The 15630-nt window shown below is 31.9% G+C and carries 12 protein-coding genes; 2 read left to right on the top strand and 10 right to left on the bottom strand.

Annotation, left to right across the window (positions count from 1 at the left end):
• Positions 1-202: 202 nt before the first annotated feature.
• A complete protein-coding gene (locus tag OZP08_RS06425) occupies positions 203-3646 on the top strand; it encodes an FG-GAP-like repeat-containing protein (protein ID WP_281323257.1) in 3444 nt (1147 codons plus the stop codon).
• A 1058-nt stretch (positions 3647-4704) separates the two neighbouring features.
• Here OZP08_RS06425 and OZP08_RS06420 read toward each other — a convergent pair.
• On the bottom strand, positions 4705-5499 hold the full coding sequence (locus OZP08_RS06420; RefSeq protein ID WP_268848823.1) for a DUF2797 domain-containing protein: 795 nt from the start codon (positions 5497-5499) through the stop codon (positions 4705-4707).
• 221 nt (positions 5500-5720) lie between these two features.
• On the opposite strand from OZP08_RS06420, the gene OZP08_RS06415 reads away from it, so the two are divergent.
• The gene (locus OZP08_RS06415; RefSeq protein ID WP_281323256.1) at positions 5721-7235 is read left to right on the top strand and encodes a GH3 auxin-responsive promoter family protein; all 1515 of its coding nucleotides are present in this window, start codon (positions 5721-5723) and stop codon (positions 7233-7235) included.
• A gap of 245 nt (positions 7236-7480) precedes the next feature.
• Here the strand turns inward: OZP08_RS06415 and OZP08_RS06410 are convergent, their stop codons facing one another.
• The 9 genes from OZP08_RS06410 to OZP08_RS06370 all read right to left on the bottom strand — a co-directional run bounded on the left by OZP08_RS06410 (position 7481) and on the right by OZP08_RS06370 (position 15448).
• On the bottom strand, positions 7481-8011 hold the full coding sequence (locus OZP08_RS06410) for an SRPBCC family protein (RefSeq protein WP_268848822.1): 531 nt from the start codon (positions 8009-8011) through the stop codon (positions 7481-7483).
• Between the two features lie 6 nt (positions 8012-8017).
• On the bottom strand, positions 8018-8458 hold the full coding sequence (locus OZP08_RS06405) for a VOC family protein (protein WP_268848821.1): 441 nt from the start codon (positions 8456-8458) through the stop codon (positions 8018-8020).
• Between the two features lie 199 nt (positions 8459-8657).
• Positions 8658-9068: a VOC family protein gene (locus OZP08_RS06400; protein WP_268848820.1), complete on the bottom strand. Its 411-nt coding sequence runs from the start codon at positions 9066-9068 to the stop codon at positions 8658-8660.
• A 16-nt stretch (positions 9069-9084) separates the two neighbouring features.
• On the bottom strand, positions 9085-9489 hold the full coding sequence (locus tag OZP08_RS06395) for an SRPBCC family protein (RefSeq protein ID WP_268848819.1): 405 nt from the start codon (positions 9487-9489) through the stop codon (positions 9085-9087).
• 38 nt (positions 9490-9527) lie between these two features.
• The gene (locus OZP08_RS06390; protein ID WP_268848818.1) at positions 9528-9935 is read right to left on the bottom strand and encodes a VOC family protein; all 408 of its coding nucleotides are present in this window, start codon (positions 9933-9935) and stop codon (positions 9528-9530) included.
• Between the two features lie 144 nt (positions 9936-10079).
• Complete coding sequence (locus OZP08_RS06385) at positions 10080-11729, bottom strand: hypothetical protein (RefSeq protein ID WP_281323255.1); 1650 nt, start codon at positions 11727-11729, stop codon at positions 10080-10082.
• 167 nt (positions 11730-11896) lie between these two features.
• Positions 11897-13129: an ATP-dependent Clp protease ATP-binding subunit ClpX gene (gene clpX / locus OZP08_RS06380; RefSeq protein WP_268848815.1), complete on the bottom strand. Its 1233-nt coding sequence runs from the start codon at positions 13127-13129 to the stop codon at positions 11897-11899.
• Between the two features lie 84 nt (positions 13130-13213).
• Complete coding sequence (gene clpP / locus OZP08_RS06375; RefSeq protein ID WP_281323254.1) at positions 13214-13888, bottom strand: ATP-dependent Clp endopeptidase proteolytic subunit ClpP; 675 nt, start codon at positions 13886-13888, stop codon at positions 13214-13216.
• 234 nt (positions 13889-14122) lie between these two features.
• The gene (locus OZP08_RS06370) at positions 14123-15448 is read right to left on the bottom strand and encodes a trigger factor (RefSeq protein ID WP_268848813.1); all 1326 of its coding nucleotides are present in this window, start codon (positions 15446-15448) and stop codon (positions 14123-14125) included.
• Between the last annotated feature and the right edge of the window lie 182 nt (positions 15449-15630).

The following is a 15630-nucleotide window of genomic DNA, read 5'->3' as shown; positions in this document are numbered from 1 at the left end:
ACAATCCGGAAGCAATAAACTGTACTGGAACTGATTTGAAATCTATTCTATTTAAAAAATAAAAAGTATTTTTGCCAGACAAAGCTGCCTAAATTAGGGTGGATATGTCTGATTTTATCAGGCATACACACTAGTAGGAAACAAGGCTAAGAAACTATTCAAAAAATCATCATGGGAATGATTTTTTTAACAATTATATTATATGAAAAAAAATATTTTTATATTTTGTTTAATCGTATTTACGATTAATCTTCAAAGTCAAAATCAAAACAACTTTGACAAAAATGAAAAAATAGTCAAACGAGATTCTTACAATAGAATTATAGAAGATCATACCAGTAATCGCATCAATTATTCTAAGAAAGAAACTGAAAATTTAATAGCTAATTACGATAACTCGACATTTAAAAAAGGTATACTTACTAATAAATCCGCAAACAACTTCGGGGAAGCTAAAAAAATTAGTAATTGCAATGCTGATTGGAAATATTCAATTATGGGTACTTCTATAGGACGAAATTCAATGAATTCCTACGACCTAGACAAAGACGGGAAAACAGAAATAATATGTAGTGCGATTTCAAATAATGCATCTTTTTGGTATATCCTCAAATTTGACCCAATAAACAACAACTATCAACAAATATGGACTAGTGATATGTATGATACTCATATCACTCGAATAAAAGTTTATGATATTAATAATGATGGCAATTATGAAATTATTATCGGATTTGAAAATGGAACATTTCAAATTTTAAATTGTATTGATAGATCAATTATAAAAGAAATATCAATACCAAGTTCAGAGAAAATTAATGATATTGAGTTTGATGATGCTGATAATGATGGATTAAAAGAAATTGCTGTTAGTACAAACAACAAAATTTATATTTATAATGCATTAGATTATTCAAATGAAGCTGAACTAAACTATGGCGCAAATGAATTTAGTATCGGTAATGTTGACGGAAGTTCCGACAAAGAAATTATTACTACACTTGGAAAAGTTTTGGTTAATAATGGGATTACTACTACTGTCAAATGGGTTTTTGACAATAACGCTTCTTCTGACTACGGCTATATGCTTGAACTTTCAGACATTGACAAAGATGGAATGCAAGAAATAATAAGGGCTAAATCATGGGACTATATTGATGTTTATGATGTAAATACACAACGTTTAAAATTTGAATGGAATGCCGATCTTGACATTCAGGCATTGTTACTTAAGGACATTAATAATGACGGAATTGACGAGATTATTTATGGTGATGGTCAATGGGGTGAAGTTCATTGTATCAATTCTACCACTAACACAGAAATATGGAAAATTACAAATCCTGAACATGGTGTAACAGCAATCAATATAGCAGATGTAAATAATGATGGAATGTTGGACGTTATGTGGGGTGCCGGATGGACCTCTACTGGTGCAGATTATTTTTATGTTGCTGATATGGCAACACTTTCAATTGAATGGCAAAGTATGGATATAGTTGGCCCTTTTTATGCCATTGCTATCGATGACATTGATAAAGATGGCATAAAAGAAATAGTTACAATTTCATATGAAAGCAAAAGCGGATATGAAAGCGGAATACTTACAATATTTGATGGTGTTACAAAAAGAATTAAATGGCAAAGCAATGGTACGTTTTTTAATCAAGTATGGACTGGAATATATGATGTGAAAATTGAAGATATTGACAATGATGGAAACAAAGAAATAATAGTGGCTGCCGGACAAACATATACCGGAAAAATATGGATTATTGATGGTATTACTAAAACAATAAAAAGTTCCCATTTATATAGTACCGAAAATCTTGCTGAGTTCAAGATTCTTAACATAGATGATGTTGATGGAGATGGGAAAAAAGAGATTGTAGTATGTACCTCTTCCAATTATTACATAGTTAATCCAGAAAATTTTGCTATAAAATATTCGTCTGAATCTATGGGTTACGGATATTCATCAAACATCAAAATTGATAATATTGATCATGATAGTGAAAAAGAAATTATAATTTGTAGTGACAGAATTTCTGTTTACGGAGGGATGAGTCATCAACAATGGAAAAGCACTGAATCAAACTATTCTAATATCGATTTATACGATATAAATAATGACGGTAAAAAAGATATTGTAGCCGGAACTTACGATGGTTACATTAAAGTGTTAAATGGTGTTGATATGCAAAATATTTTATCATTAAAATTAAGTAATAATAAAATTGATGGTATTATATTATCCGATTTAAATAATGACAGCAAACCTGAATATATTTTTACTTCTAACGGTTCTGTTTACATTTATTCAGATTCTAATCAATTTATCGTTACAAAAAAATATGGTAATTATGCGGGTTCATTTAATAGCTTGAAAGTAGCTGATGTCAATAATGATGGCATAAAAGATATAATATTTGGCAATAGTGCTTTTATTACCCAAATATCTAATAATTGCTATCAATGTATGTGGTTTACAACCAAAACAAATATTAAAAATGTTTCTTGTAGCTCCGCAAATGATGGTTCAATAAATGTAATTCCAAACGGAAATCCTCCCTATACTTATAATTGGAATAACGGAACAAGTAATTCGTCAATTTCTAATCTGTCAGTTGGGGAATATATGTATACAGTCACAGATAATAACGGTTGTAAAATTAATGACACTATTAGTGTCAAAAAATCTCAATTAACTGCCAGTTATCTATCATCAAATAAAACATGTTTCCCGTCAAATGATGGATCAGCTGCTGTTACTATTACTCAAGGAACTGCTCCCTTTATATATTTATGGAATACTGGCGCAAGCACATCTTCTATAACAAATCTAAGCCAAGGTCCCTATTCTGTTACTGTTACAGATTCAAATGAGTGCGTAATAAAACATGATTTTTATATCAATAAAGACGCACTTACTTTAAATGTAGATAAAAATAATGTTACTTGTTTTGGTTTAAACAATGGAAGTATATCTTTATATCCCAATGGAACTCCACCCTATATTTACTCATGGAATAATGGACAAAGATCAAAAGACCTGTTTAATCTAAAATCAGCAACATATGATGTTACAGTTACTGATTCGCATGGTTGTGATTTTAAAGAATCAATAAATATTACCGAGCCAGCAGAAATCGTAACACAGACAAAAACAACACCAGATGATATCAATACACGTTTTGGTGAAGGTTCTGCAACGATAAATGTAATAGGTGGTAATCCTCCATATTCTTTCAATTGGAATGATTCATTTTCTCAAACAACTATTACAGCAATTAATCTACTTGCGGGAGAATATATTGTTGAAATCACTGATTACAAAGGATGTATAAAATATGACAAAGCTACTGTAAATACAACAAATGGAACACTTGGAATAAATGAAGTAAATTCTGAATCCCACATAAATATTTTTCCAAATCCTGCACCAAACAGTATAACAATAGAAAATAACAACCAGAACAAAGAAATCACTTTGACGATTTTTAATATAAATGGACAAGAAATAATGCAACAACAAATAAAAGATAAAAAAACACAAGTTGATATTAGCAACTTGAATAGTGGCATTTATTTTTTTAAGTTGATAACTGACAAGATAGTTGAAGTAAGAAAGATAATAAAAGAATAAAGCCCAGCACCCAACCGCCGCTCCTCCCATGTAAAGCACCATAAAGCTATTAACAACTTTGAGTAAGGATGGCATTTTGCTTTTTTGCCATTTTATGGAAGCTGAGCGTGATCCTGAAACAGCATTTTATTACGTAGTTGAGCGTACACTTACCCTATCGTTTTGGGAAAATAACTTCTTCTGAATTTCAAATACACCCAACTTTTGAGTTTGGCCCAAGAAATCAATTACGTCCTGAAATCAATGGTAAAATTGAAAAATGTGAAAAATTATTGCTTAATAAATTTAAAATTTGGAATACCAAATTATTTGAAACTTCCATTGTTTTTAATTATAAATCTAGCTTTTATAGCTTTTTTGTTTATAAAACCGATTGATGAATTTTTTACGTGGAAATTTTTAGCTTTCATAGCTCCTTTTACGTTTGTAATTTTCTATATAACTTTTAAAAAGAAAACTAAATCTTCAACAAAACTTCTAAGTCAAATTTTAGACGCAGAAATAATTAAATAAATGGCTACTAACATACGCTTTGCGATAGTGGGTTTAGGACTGAATTTAAGATGGTTTTGCATTTGGAATATTTTGGCAAATCCGAATAATGGGCTTAATTTAGTCCCGAATCATTAATAACCTGAGTTCGATTATTAATTATTTTTTAATCAATTGAATATTTGCACTTTATGATTCCTAGATTTTCCTGCAAGGTCTTTTTTTGACCTTGTAGGTATTTGGATGCACAAACAACAATCCCTACAAGGTTTTGGAAACCTTGCAGGAATCCAAAACTATTTCCAAATCAACTATTTAACAATCGAACTTAGGTTAATAACAAGGGAACCTTATTCATTTTATTAGATTTTATCTGTGAAATTGATATTGCCCATGATATTAGAAAATACCTTTTTACACCGCAATGCCACGTGAGGGATGGAAGCAAGCTACCGAAGTAGCGCGGACAGCCCGACAGCATAAAGAAGTGGGCCTATAGCTTTATGGTGGCACGCCCACACGAGCTTTTACAAACTGATGAAGTAAATGCTTTTTAAATTATTGTTTTAAACTTCCAATCGAACTACATAGCCTTCAAAACTTCGGATATTGAAAACAGTTCCATCTTCAAAAATGAGGTATTGCCCTTTTATTCCCGTTAGTTTCCCTTTATAATGAGTTGTTTTATCCAGACTTAAACTGCTTACTTTTTTAGGATAATTCAATACTGGAAAATGCATTTCGTACAAGTCATTTTTTTCCAAATGATAAAACTCCTGAACTTCTGCTGGAATTAAACTTTCTACTTTTAGTTTTTCGGCTATTAGGTCCATATGAACAATATCATTTTGAAGCATTTTACGCCAATTGGTTTTGTCTGTATAGTGACTCTTTAGCGCCACCTCAGTAATTCCGGCCAAATAACGATTAGGCACCTCAACAATAGATATAGCCTGGCTTGCTCCTTGATCGATCCATCGTGTCGGCATTTGGGATTTTCGGGTTACCCCTACTTTGACTTCACTGGACAATGCCAAATAGACAATATGGGGCTGTAATTGTACTTGCTTCTCATATGCCAAATCTCGATCTTCTATATCAAGATGGGCGGTACTCAATTCAGGTTTCATAATCCAATCTCCCACAGCTGGGCTAGAATAGAAACATTCGTAACAAAATCCTTGACGAAATATTTTTTTCTTTTTACCGCAATTCAAACACTGATACCCCTCAAAATTAATTTCCAGCTCTTTGTTCAATAATTGGTTCATGTTCAAAAAACTGTTTTCGAAAACCAAATAATATTGAATTGGATCTCCAAACTCGGTTTGCATTTTAGAAAGTACTCCTTGGTAAGTCATTTAGATTGCTGATTTATGATTGTTGATTAACGATTTTAGATTTCTAATCGTGCATTAGATTTCCTATTATTTGTTTTCTATTTTTGAAATAGAATCTTTACCACAAAGAGAATTGTTTTTTATAAAAAAACACTATTTTTGGTATTATTGCAAAGTTAGCATTTGTGAATCTATTTTCAAATCTAAAATCTGCTATCTAAAATCTAAAATAATAAACCTTCATGCCTTTATCAATTATCAATTCTATCGCTTCTTGGTTTTTAAAACAAAGAATTCACCAAATTGAACTTTTTTTGAAATACCCGAATGAAGTTCAGGAAGAATTATTGATGAATTTAATTCGATTATCCGAAGAAACAGTTTTTGGTAAACAATACGATTATGAATCTATAAAATCATATCAAACGTTTACTGAAAGAGTTCCGATTTCGACTTATGAAGATTTAGAACCTTATATAGAACGCACCCGAAAAGGTGAACAAAATGTCCTTTGGGAAACTCCCATAAAATGGTTTGCCAAGTCCAGTGGTACCACCAACGCCAAAAGTAAATTTATCCCTGTAAGTAATGAAGCTCTTGAAGATTGCCATTACAAAGGAAGTAAGGATTTATTGTGTTTGTATTTGAACAACAATGAGGATTCTGAAATGTTCTTAGGCAAAAGCTTACGTTTGGGAGGCAGTTCTCAAATCTATGAAAACAACAATACTTTTTTTGGTGATTTATCGGCTATTCTGATAGAAAACATGCCTATTTGGGCCGAATTTAGCAGTACACCCAGCAGCAAAGTTTCTTTGATGAGCGAATGGGAAACTAAGATGAATGCTATTATTAAAGAAACCATAAACGAGAATGTAACCAGTTTTGCAGGTGTACCTTCGTGGATGTTGGTTTTAATGAACAAAGTACTCGAGGAAACAGGGAAATCAAACTTATTGGAAGTATGGCCTAACTTAGAAGTGTATTTTCACGGAGGCGTTAGTTTTGATCCTTACAGAGAGCAATACCAAAAAATATTACCCAAAAGCCAATTCAAATACTACGAGATTTACAATGCTTCCGAAGGTTTTTTTGCCATTCAGGACTTAAATAATTCGAGTGATTTGTTGCTAATGCTGGATTACGGAATTTTTTATGAATTTATTCCTATGGATACTTTTGGCACTCCAGATCAAAAAGCCATTCGATTATCGGATGTGCAATTGTTCAAAAACTATGCTATGGTAATTACTACCAATGGCGGTTTGTGGCGATACTTAATAGGCGATACCGTTCGATTTACTTCTTTAAATCCGTACCGCATCCGAATTACGGGACGTACCAAACACCACATTAATGTTTTTGGGGAAGAACTTATGGTAGAAAATACTGATCAAGCAATTGCCAAAGCCTGCCAAATTACTCAAAGCGAAGTCGTCGATTATACAGTTGCTCCAGTATTCATGAAGGACAAAGAAAAAGGAAGTCATGAATGGATGATTGAGTTTAAGAAAAAACCACAAGATATCAATGCTTTCCAAAAAGTTTTAGATGACACTTTACAATCTTTAAACTCCGACTACGAAGCCAAACGCTACAACAATATGACCTTAAATCCGTTAGTAATAAATGTGGCAAGAGAACGATTGTTTTATGATTGGCTCAAAGAAAGTAACAAACTGGGGGGCCAGCACAAAATCCCTAGATTATCCAACAAAAGAGATTATCTCGAACAATTGAAAAAGATGCAAAACTAGATTATGAAATATATTTCTCTTCTGCTAATTACTATAATTATTTCTTCCTGCAGTTCATCTGGCCGTGTTTGTGGCGGAAGCGGAGGAAAACGATGCGTTGAGATTACTCATAAAACAAATACTGATAGAATTTCTTGATTCATAGAAATATTCAACATTGCTATAAAATTCAAAAAAGCCATTCAAAAATTAAATTTCTGAATGGCTTTTAATTTTACTATCATCGTGTTAAACAACAACTGAGACTATTTTTCCAGTATCTTTTTCAGATTGGCTAAGTTCTTGGTTTGGGCATCTTTTATGAATTTCTCTCCAATAAAAATCATTAAATTCATCGGGTATGGTGAATGTCCATAAAATTCAGCTGTAATTTTTGTTTGATTGTCCGAGATTGGCTCCAACAAAGTACTCGCTTTATCATCCCCTTTCATTGGTCGCTCAAAATGTAAATCTACATCGATTCTATCTTCAGAAACAGCAGTAATTTTCTGTGAACCAGCTCCAACATTATCGTCTTTGCTATCCCAAGAAGCCTTAAAACCAACTGTACCATCTGTACCTTCATATGTCATTTTTACATTAGGATCTTGCATTACCCAAACACTATAGTTTTCTTGATTTTTAACTATTTTGACATAGTCAAAAACCTCTTGTCTTGGCTTATTGATTGTTGTTGAAACCGAAACTGTATAATCATTTGAGATAAAGAGTGCAACAAACAACAATAGTGCAATAACACTAATTATTCCTAAACCTATTATTTTAAGTACTCTCATATCAATTTATTTATTAGGATTTTCATCAAAATTAACCATCCAATGAATTCCAAATTTATCTACAAACATCCCAAAATAAGCTCCCCAGAAGGTTTGATTCATAGGCATAAAGGCATTTCCACCTGCAGAAAGCCCATTAAATAATTTATCAGCTTCCTCTTTACTTTCAGTATTGATAGAAATTGAAACATTTGAACCCATAACTACTGCTCCGCTGGCATCGTTACTATCGCTTCCCATCAAAACAGAATCTTTGCCTATTGGTAAACAAATATGCATAATTTTGTCTTTATCTTCTTCAGATATTGCCCCACCTCCTTTGGCATCTTTTGGCATATCACTAAACTTTCCTGCATAAGGGAATTCACCTCCAAAAACGGATTGGTAAAACAAAAATGCTTCTTCACAGTTCCCATTAAAAACTAAATACGGATTAATTGCTGCCATACTTTTTAAATTTTAAATTAATTATTTATTAGTTTCAAGATTCTGAGTTTCTAAGTAACTAAGATTTTAGTACTTTTATAAGGCTTGAAAAATAGTTAAAAAGAAAAATTAACGCATTCATATTTGCAAAATTTTGCATTTTTCCCATTAATTGAGAACCTTAGAATCTTAGTGACTTAGCATCTACAAAATAATTTCTTTATTTTGGTAATTTACTTAAGTCCATATACAAAACATTCCAACGATGTCCGTCTAAATCCGCAAAGCCACAACCATACATCCACCCTTCGTTTTCTGCTGGTTTAGCAAAGACGTTTCCTCCCGCTTCTTGTACTATATTTGCAAATTCATCTACTTCTTCTCTGCTTTGTGCATCAATAGAGATTAACATTTCGGAACTTACCGTAGTGTCTGTAATCTTATTTTGAATACAGCTAGCAAATTGTGTCTCTTCAAAAAGCATTATAACAAAATTATTCTCTCCAACTAACATGCAGGTATGACTTGCGCTGTCATGTTTTTCATTAAAAGAAAAACCTATTTCAGTAAAAAAGGCTTTTGATTTTTCTATATTTTTTACAGGCAGATTGAGCCAAACTTGTTTTACCATCTTTACTTTTTTTAGGTTAAAGACTCTCTACATATTTTTTAAAATTATTTAAAATAGCTTGCCAACCTCCTCGTTGCATCTCTTCTGGATTTTGGGTTTCAGGATCAAAACTTTCAATCACATCTACTCCATTTGGGGTTACTGTAAAACTAACTTCAACCTTTCTCCCATCAGCCATTACATATTCAATCGCTTCATTTTGTTCTACCAAAGTATATTCCCCTTCAAAATCAAAACTCATGGTTCCATCTTTGGAAGCCATCGTAGACTTAAATTTCCCACCTGTTCTCAAATCATTTTCTGCATAAGGAGTATGCCAATCATCAGAGGCATTATTCCATTTGGTAATATGCACTGGACTTGTCCAACATTCCCAAACGGTTTCTATTGGAGCATTAATGTTATTTTGTACTGTTATCATTGTTATTTATTATTGGTCTAATATTTTAAAAATACGTTTTAACTCACTGGTATTTGACTTTCGTCCATAAAGAAAACCTCCCAATGATGATGGTCTAAATCCAGAAAACTCCTATGGTACATCCAGCCATAATCTTTGTTTTCCATATATTCAGTTCCGCCAGCTTTTATAACATTTGCAATCATTTCATCAACTTTTTCCCGACTTTCTACTGATATAGAAATCAAGACTTCACTGTTTTTACTAGCGTCACAAATTGTTTTGTTAGTGAATGTTTTATAAAACTCTTCTGTAATCAACATTGAAAAAATTGTATCTCCAATAATCATACATGCGGCTTTGTCATCTGTAAACTTAGGATTGAATGTAAAACCCAGTTGAGTAAAAAATTCCATGGACTTATTTAACTCTTTTACAGGTAGATTTAAGAAAATTTTTGTTTCCATTTTTTCATAAAATTACAAATAGAAATGATATAATCTAAAAATAAATCCACTTTTTTAACACAAAAAAACCTGCTCCTTTGATAGAGCAGGTTTTAGAAAATATTTTATATATACCATTCTATATCAGTAAACAACAAATATTACTTAATCTAAATTCACTTTAACCATTACATCACCAGAATCATTTTTTGTTTGATAAATTTCAAATATAATTTCATTTTCAGAAATCTTAAAAGGGACTCTATCACTTGCCACATACTTTTTGATGTCATAATTTTTAAAATCTTCATTATTAAATATTTCTCCACCACTTACACTACCTTCTGAATCCGAAATTTTTACAATATTCAAATATTCATCATGGCCACCAAAAGCATCGTATGGTTTTTTATTTAAAGCCAAATTGATATTATGGATATTATCCATGAAAAGAAAATAGTAACTATTATTTAAATTCACATGCCAATGAGTAGATTTATTCACTTCATTTTTAGGGATTTTATTTTCCCACACCACATTTCCATTTGGCTTTACTTTAACTGCTATTATATTTTTATAAAAAGTAACGGTATGACCACCACCCCCTGAAGGTAAATTACCACTAGAATAGTATGAATCCTTTTGCTCCCCTATAAAAACTAAATCACCATTTTTACAAACATACACATCTTGTAACAACACTCTAATAAACTCATTACTTTCTCCTTTAGTAAGTTTAGCCAGTACTTTATCAATGTTTTGTTGCCCTTTGTCAGTTTCATATTTCTTTATAAGTTCTAGAGTAAATTTAGCATAAACTTTATCATATATTGTTCCATCTGGGTTAATCTTAAAACCAACATATCCATCCGTATCCATAATATCCGAAGATCCATTACTGTATGTACCTCCACAAACCATAAAATCTTTTTCAGTATTAAATAAACTCAACGTATTTATAACATTCTCTTTATCCTCTACTTTTACAATCTTTATTGTTTTTACACCAGATTTTACAGTAAAAATTTCAAAATGAAAATTCGCAATAAGATCTTTCTTTTTCTTCTTATCATCATGACTATCATCGTGATACACTTTTCCTAACCAATAAAAATCACCATTATTATTTAATCTATAATCGTCATATTCAACTGCTTTTTCATTATAAGGCATTTCAAATTCACTAGAAAAAATTTGATTTAAGTTTCCATCAAATTCTTTTATACCAATAATGTCGTTCGATTTTTTATCTCCTTTATTTTTTTCAGGATCTTTTTGGTAATTAATTGCAAAACTCTTTTTATTAAAAGATTCAGTTAAATTAAAATATGAACGATAACTAGTATTAGGAGACACTTTGCCATCTACTTGCAACAGTAACTTAGGCGATCCCACAAATTCACATTTACCAAAATCTATTTCCGCACTAAAAACCTGTTCTTTTTTTGCATCACCATCCCAAGAAGAGTAAAAAACAAAATATTTATCATTAAGCTCTACACAATCAACAATATAGAAGTTTTTCGCAAAAAACTTATTAAATTTGTTTTCTTTTATTACCGTTAGCTTTTCTGAATCAATTTTTTTAATTGTAATGTCATCAGCTTGAATATTACATATTAAAATTTCTTTTCCCTTTGAGAAAGTAGTGTTACTTACTTTCAGATTTTTTACAATCATTCCTCTATAAGCTTTATTCTCTTTGTAAGTTTCGCTTATTTTTTTATTATACTTTTTTGGAGTTTCATTTTGAGCAAAGGCTGTTAAGCAAGTTAAACTGACACTTAGTAAGTATAATTTTATTTTAAAATTCATTTTGTTTTGTTTATTTTGTTTTGTTTATTTTGTTTTGTTTATTTTGTTTTGTTTATTTTATGGAATGTCTATATAATTAACTAGAAACTTCTGACCCATAAAAATGAAGATCGAAAAAAACCTGCTCGAATGACCGAACAGGCTCTAGAAATATTTTTAATTAAAACTTAAGAAGCTATTTCTAAACGTTTTAATAAATTTTTATTTAATGTTTCTTTGGCGTATTCTGTATCAATTTCTAATTTCTTATCATCAGAACTTGGCAATTCATACATAGCATCGGTTAAGATAGCTTCGCATAACGAACGCAATCCACGAGCACCCAATTTGTATTCTAGCGCTTTTTCTACAACAAAATCCAACGCTTCATCTGTAATGGTGAATTCTACCTCATCCATCAAAAATAATTTTTGATATTGCTTGATTAAAGCATTTTTTGGCTGAGTCAAAATCGCACGTAAAGTTTCTCTATCTAGAGGATCCATGTGCGTCAAAACAGGCAAACGTCCAATGATTTCAGGAATCAATCCAAAATCCTTGATATCTTTAGGGATAATATATTGCAACAAATTGTCTTTATCAATATTATCTACATTTTTAGATGTAGAATATCCTACTGCTTGACGGTTCAAACGTTTTGAAATGATTCGTTCTACTCCATCGAAAGCACCACCTGCAATAAATAAAATATTTTGGGTGTTGACCTCAACGAATTTTTGATCTGGATGTTTACGACCTCCTTTTGGCGGCACGTTAACTACTGTTCCTTCCAACAATTTCAATAAAGCTTGTTGCACTCCTTCGCCAGAGACATCACGAGTAATAGAAGGATTGTCGCTCTTACGGGCAATTTTATCAATTTCGTCAATAAAAACAATTCCTCTTTCCGCTTTGGCCACATCATAATCTGCTGCTTGCAAAAGACGTGTCAAAATACTTTCGACATCTTCCCCTACATAACCTGCTTCTGTAAGAACTGTTGCATCAACAATAGCAAGAGGCACATCTAACATTTTAGCAATAGTTTTTGCTACTAATGTTTTACCAGTACCAGTTTGCCCTACCATAATGATATTACTTTTTTCAATCTCTACTTCATCGTCTAATTGCTGTTGCAATAAACGTTTATAATGATTGTAAACCGCTACTGACATCACTTTTTTGGTTTGCTCTTGTCCTATAACGTATTGATCTAGGAAAGCTCTAATTTCTTTTGGTTTCTTTAAAATTAAATCCCCAACTAGTTTTGAACCTCCACTTGATTTTAATTCTTCCAGAACAATTCCGTGTGCTTGCTCGATACATTTATCACAAATGTGTGCATCGATCCCTGCAATCAATAAATTAGTTTCTGGTTTCTTTCTTCCACAGAAAGAACATTGTAATACTTGCTTTGCCATTCTTTATAGTCTAAAGCCGAAAGTCCTAAAGTCGAAAGTCCTTAGCATTGCTTTTGACTTTCGACTTTCGACTTTTGACATTTTTTAACCTCTTCTTAAAACTTCATCAATCATTCCGTATTCTTTAGCCTCATCAGCTATCATCCAATAATCTCTTTCACTGTCTTTATGAACTCTCTCGAAAGTTTGTCCTGAGTGGTGAGAAATTATTTGGTATAATTCGTCTTTCAATTTCAACATTTCGCGCAAGTTGATTTCCATATCTGTAGCAACACCTTGTGCTCCTCCTGATGGTTGGTGAATCATTACACGAGAATGTGGCAAAGCCGAACGTTTTCCTGCTGCACCCGCACACAAAAGTACTGCTCCCATAGAAGCGGCCATTCCTGTACAAATTGTAGCTACGTCTGGCTTAATGTATTGCATCGTATCATAAATTCCTAAACCTGCATAAACACTTCCTCCTGGTGAATTCAAATAAATCTGAATATCTTTTGAAGCATCTGCACTTTCCAGAAATAACAATTGAGCCTGAACGATGTTTGCTATTTGATCATCAATTCCTGTACCTAGGAAAATAATTCGATCCATCATTAATCTCGAAAAAACATCCAATTGAGAAATATTCAATTGACGCTCTTCAATAATATAAGGAGTCATATTTTTAGGATTCATAGCCGCTACAATTTTATCATAGTACATAGCATTTACCCCTTGATCCTTTATTGCAAATTTTTTGAATTCTTTTCCGTAGTTCATCTTAAAAAGTTTATGAGTTTATAAATTCAATAGTATAGTCTCTAATGTTTTTCTTGTTTTATATGGTAAAGCAAAGGTCATACCTTTTTATTTTATGTGACAATCTGTCTCATTATAATTCTTTAGTTCGTCTGTAAAACTCCCCCTCAAAGCATCTTTCATTTACCTATTTTAAACAAAGAGCGTCAAAACAAATTTTATTTTGACGCTCAAATATACTTATTTTTTTACAAATTATTCTCCGTAAGAAGCTGCAATAAATTCTTCGTAAGTAACTTCTTTTGTAGTAGGATTCGCTTTTTCTTTGAACAATTCAAGTAATTTAGCTGCAACCACTTGATCAGAAAGTCTTTTCACTTCTTCTTGATTAGATAAAACTCTTGCTACAATTCCTTGTACTTCTTCGTCAGTTGGGTTCATTTGTCCAAATTGAGCCATTTGTTGTCTGATCGTATTAGTTGTAAATGCTTTCAAATCTTCAAAAGTAATTTGGATATTGCTTGTAGCCATTGCTTTTCCTTCGATCAATTGAAAACGCAATCCTCTTTCAGATCTTGCATATTCAACAACTGCCTCTTCTGGAGTTAATTGTTTTTCTCCAACTGTTTGCAACCATTTGATTAAGAATTCAGAAGGTAAGTCAAACTTAGTGTTTTCGATCAAAAAGTTCTGAACATCAGCCAATAATTTTTGGTCTGCTTGTTGTGCGAATTGAGATTCTGCATCTTCTTTAATTTTCGCTTTCAATTCTTCTAATGAAGCTACATTTCCTGCTCCAAAAAGTTTGTCGAACAATTCTTGGTTCAATTCAGCTAATTCAGCTCCATTGATAGCCTCGATTGTAAAATCAACATCAATAGCCAAACCGTGAACATTATCGTGACCTACTTTCAAGTAGTCCATCAATTGGTGGTCATCTTCAAATAAACCTTTAGTATTTACAGTAACTACGTCACCTGCTTTTTTACCAATAAATTTATCAGCAGTTGCTTTATCTTTAAAAATTGCCAAAGCAATTGTAGTTTTGTTATTGATACCTTCTGCCTCATTAGAGAAAGTTCCAGTAATATCAGAGTCAGCTACAACAACATCTTGAGGTATTGGAGTACCAAATTGTTTTTGGATACGTGCTACTTGACCGTCAATTAATTTATCATCAGCAGTAACAATATATTTTACGATATCATTTTTAGCTTCAAGATCTAATTCAAAATGTGGTACTAAACCGATTTCATATTCAAAAACCAATTCTTCAGCATCCCAATCTAAATTTTCATTTTCTTTAGCAAGCGGAGTTCCTAAAAGGTTCAATCTTTCAGACTGTACAAAACGCTCCAAAGCCAAATCCACTACTTTCTTAACCTCTTCCTTTTTGATGGTTTTACCGTATTGTTTTTCAACAAGATCTTTTGGCACCTGACCTTTTCTAAATCCTTTTACAGTTGCCAAAGGCATTTTTTCGTTTATTCTTTTCGCTACTTGTCCTTTGTAATCCATGTGAACAACTGTCATTACAATCGTTTCATTCACAGCGTCTATTGCTACTCTTTTGATATCCATCTTCTTCTTTATTTTACATTATAAAATTGGGTGGCAAAATTATGAAATTTTTGTAACTCAAACAAGTATTTTATCCCGAACCTTCTTTATTGAGTTCTAGATAATTATTAAATTAAATTAAGAAAAGGAATACGTTTTTAATTAGCAAAATAAATTTACTCAAAAGCAAGATCACTTACTTT

The organism is Flavobacterium aestivum (assembly GCF_026870175.2).
GTDB lineage: Bacteria > Bacteroidota > Bacteroidia > Flavobacteriales > Flavobacteriaceae > Flavobacterium > Flavobacterium aestivum.
Note: the sequence above shows the minus strand (reverse complement) of the source record. Positions and strands in the feature narration are given on the sequence as shown.

Excerpts from the sequence above, each read along its gene's own strand:
- OZP08_RS06425 (WP_281323257.1), top strand. The coding sequence starts at position 203 with ATGAAAAAAAATATTTTTATATTTTGTTTAATCGTATTTACGATTAAT.
- OZP08_RS06420 (WP_268848823.1), bottom strand. The coding sequence starts at position 5,499 with ATGACTTACCAAGGAGTACTTTCTAAAATGCAAACCGAGTTTGGAGAT.
- OZP08_RS06415 (WP_281323256.1), top strand. The coding sequence starts at position 5,721 with ATGCCTTTATCAATTATCAATTCTATCGCTTCTTGGTTTTTAAAACAA.
- OZP08_RS06410 (WP_268848822.1), bottom strand. The coding sequence starts at position 8,011 with ATGAGAGTACTTAAAATAATAGGTTTAGGAATAATTAGTGTTATTGCA.
- OZP08_RS06405 (WP_268848821.1), bottom strand. The coding sequence starts at position 8,458 with ATGGCAGCAATTAATCCGTATTTAGTTTTTAATGGGAACTGTGAAGAA.
- OZP08_RS06400 (WP_268848820.1), bottom strand. The coding sequence starts at position 9,068 with ATGGTAAAACAAGTTTGGCTCAATCTGCCTGTAAAAAATATAGAAAAA.
- OZP08_RS06395 (WP_268848819.1), bottom strand. The coding sequence starts at position 9,489 with ATGATAACAGTACAAAATAACATTAATGCTCCAATAGAAACCGTTTGG.
- OZP08_RS06390 (WP_268848818.1), bottom strand. The coding sequence starts at position 9,935 with ATGGAAACAAAAATTTTCTTAAATCTACCTGTAAAAGAGTTAAATAAG.
- OZP08_RS06385 (WP_281323255.1), bottom strand. The coding sequence starts at position 11,729 with ATGAATTTTAAAATAAAATTATACTTACTAAGTGTCAGTTTAACTTGC.
- clpX (WP_268848815.1), bottom strand. The coding sequence starts at position 13,129 with ATGGCAAAGCAAGTATTACAATGTTCTTTCTGTGGAAGAAAGAAACCA.
- clpP (WP_281323254.1), bottom strand. The coding sequence starts at position 13,888 with ATGAACTACGGAAAAGAATTCAAAAAATTTGCAATAAAGGATCAAGGG.
- OZP08_RS06370 (WP_268848813.1), bottom strand. The coding sequence starts at position 15,448 with ATGGATATCAAAAGAGTAGCAATAGACGCTGTGAATGAAACGATTGTA.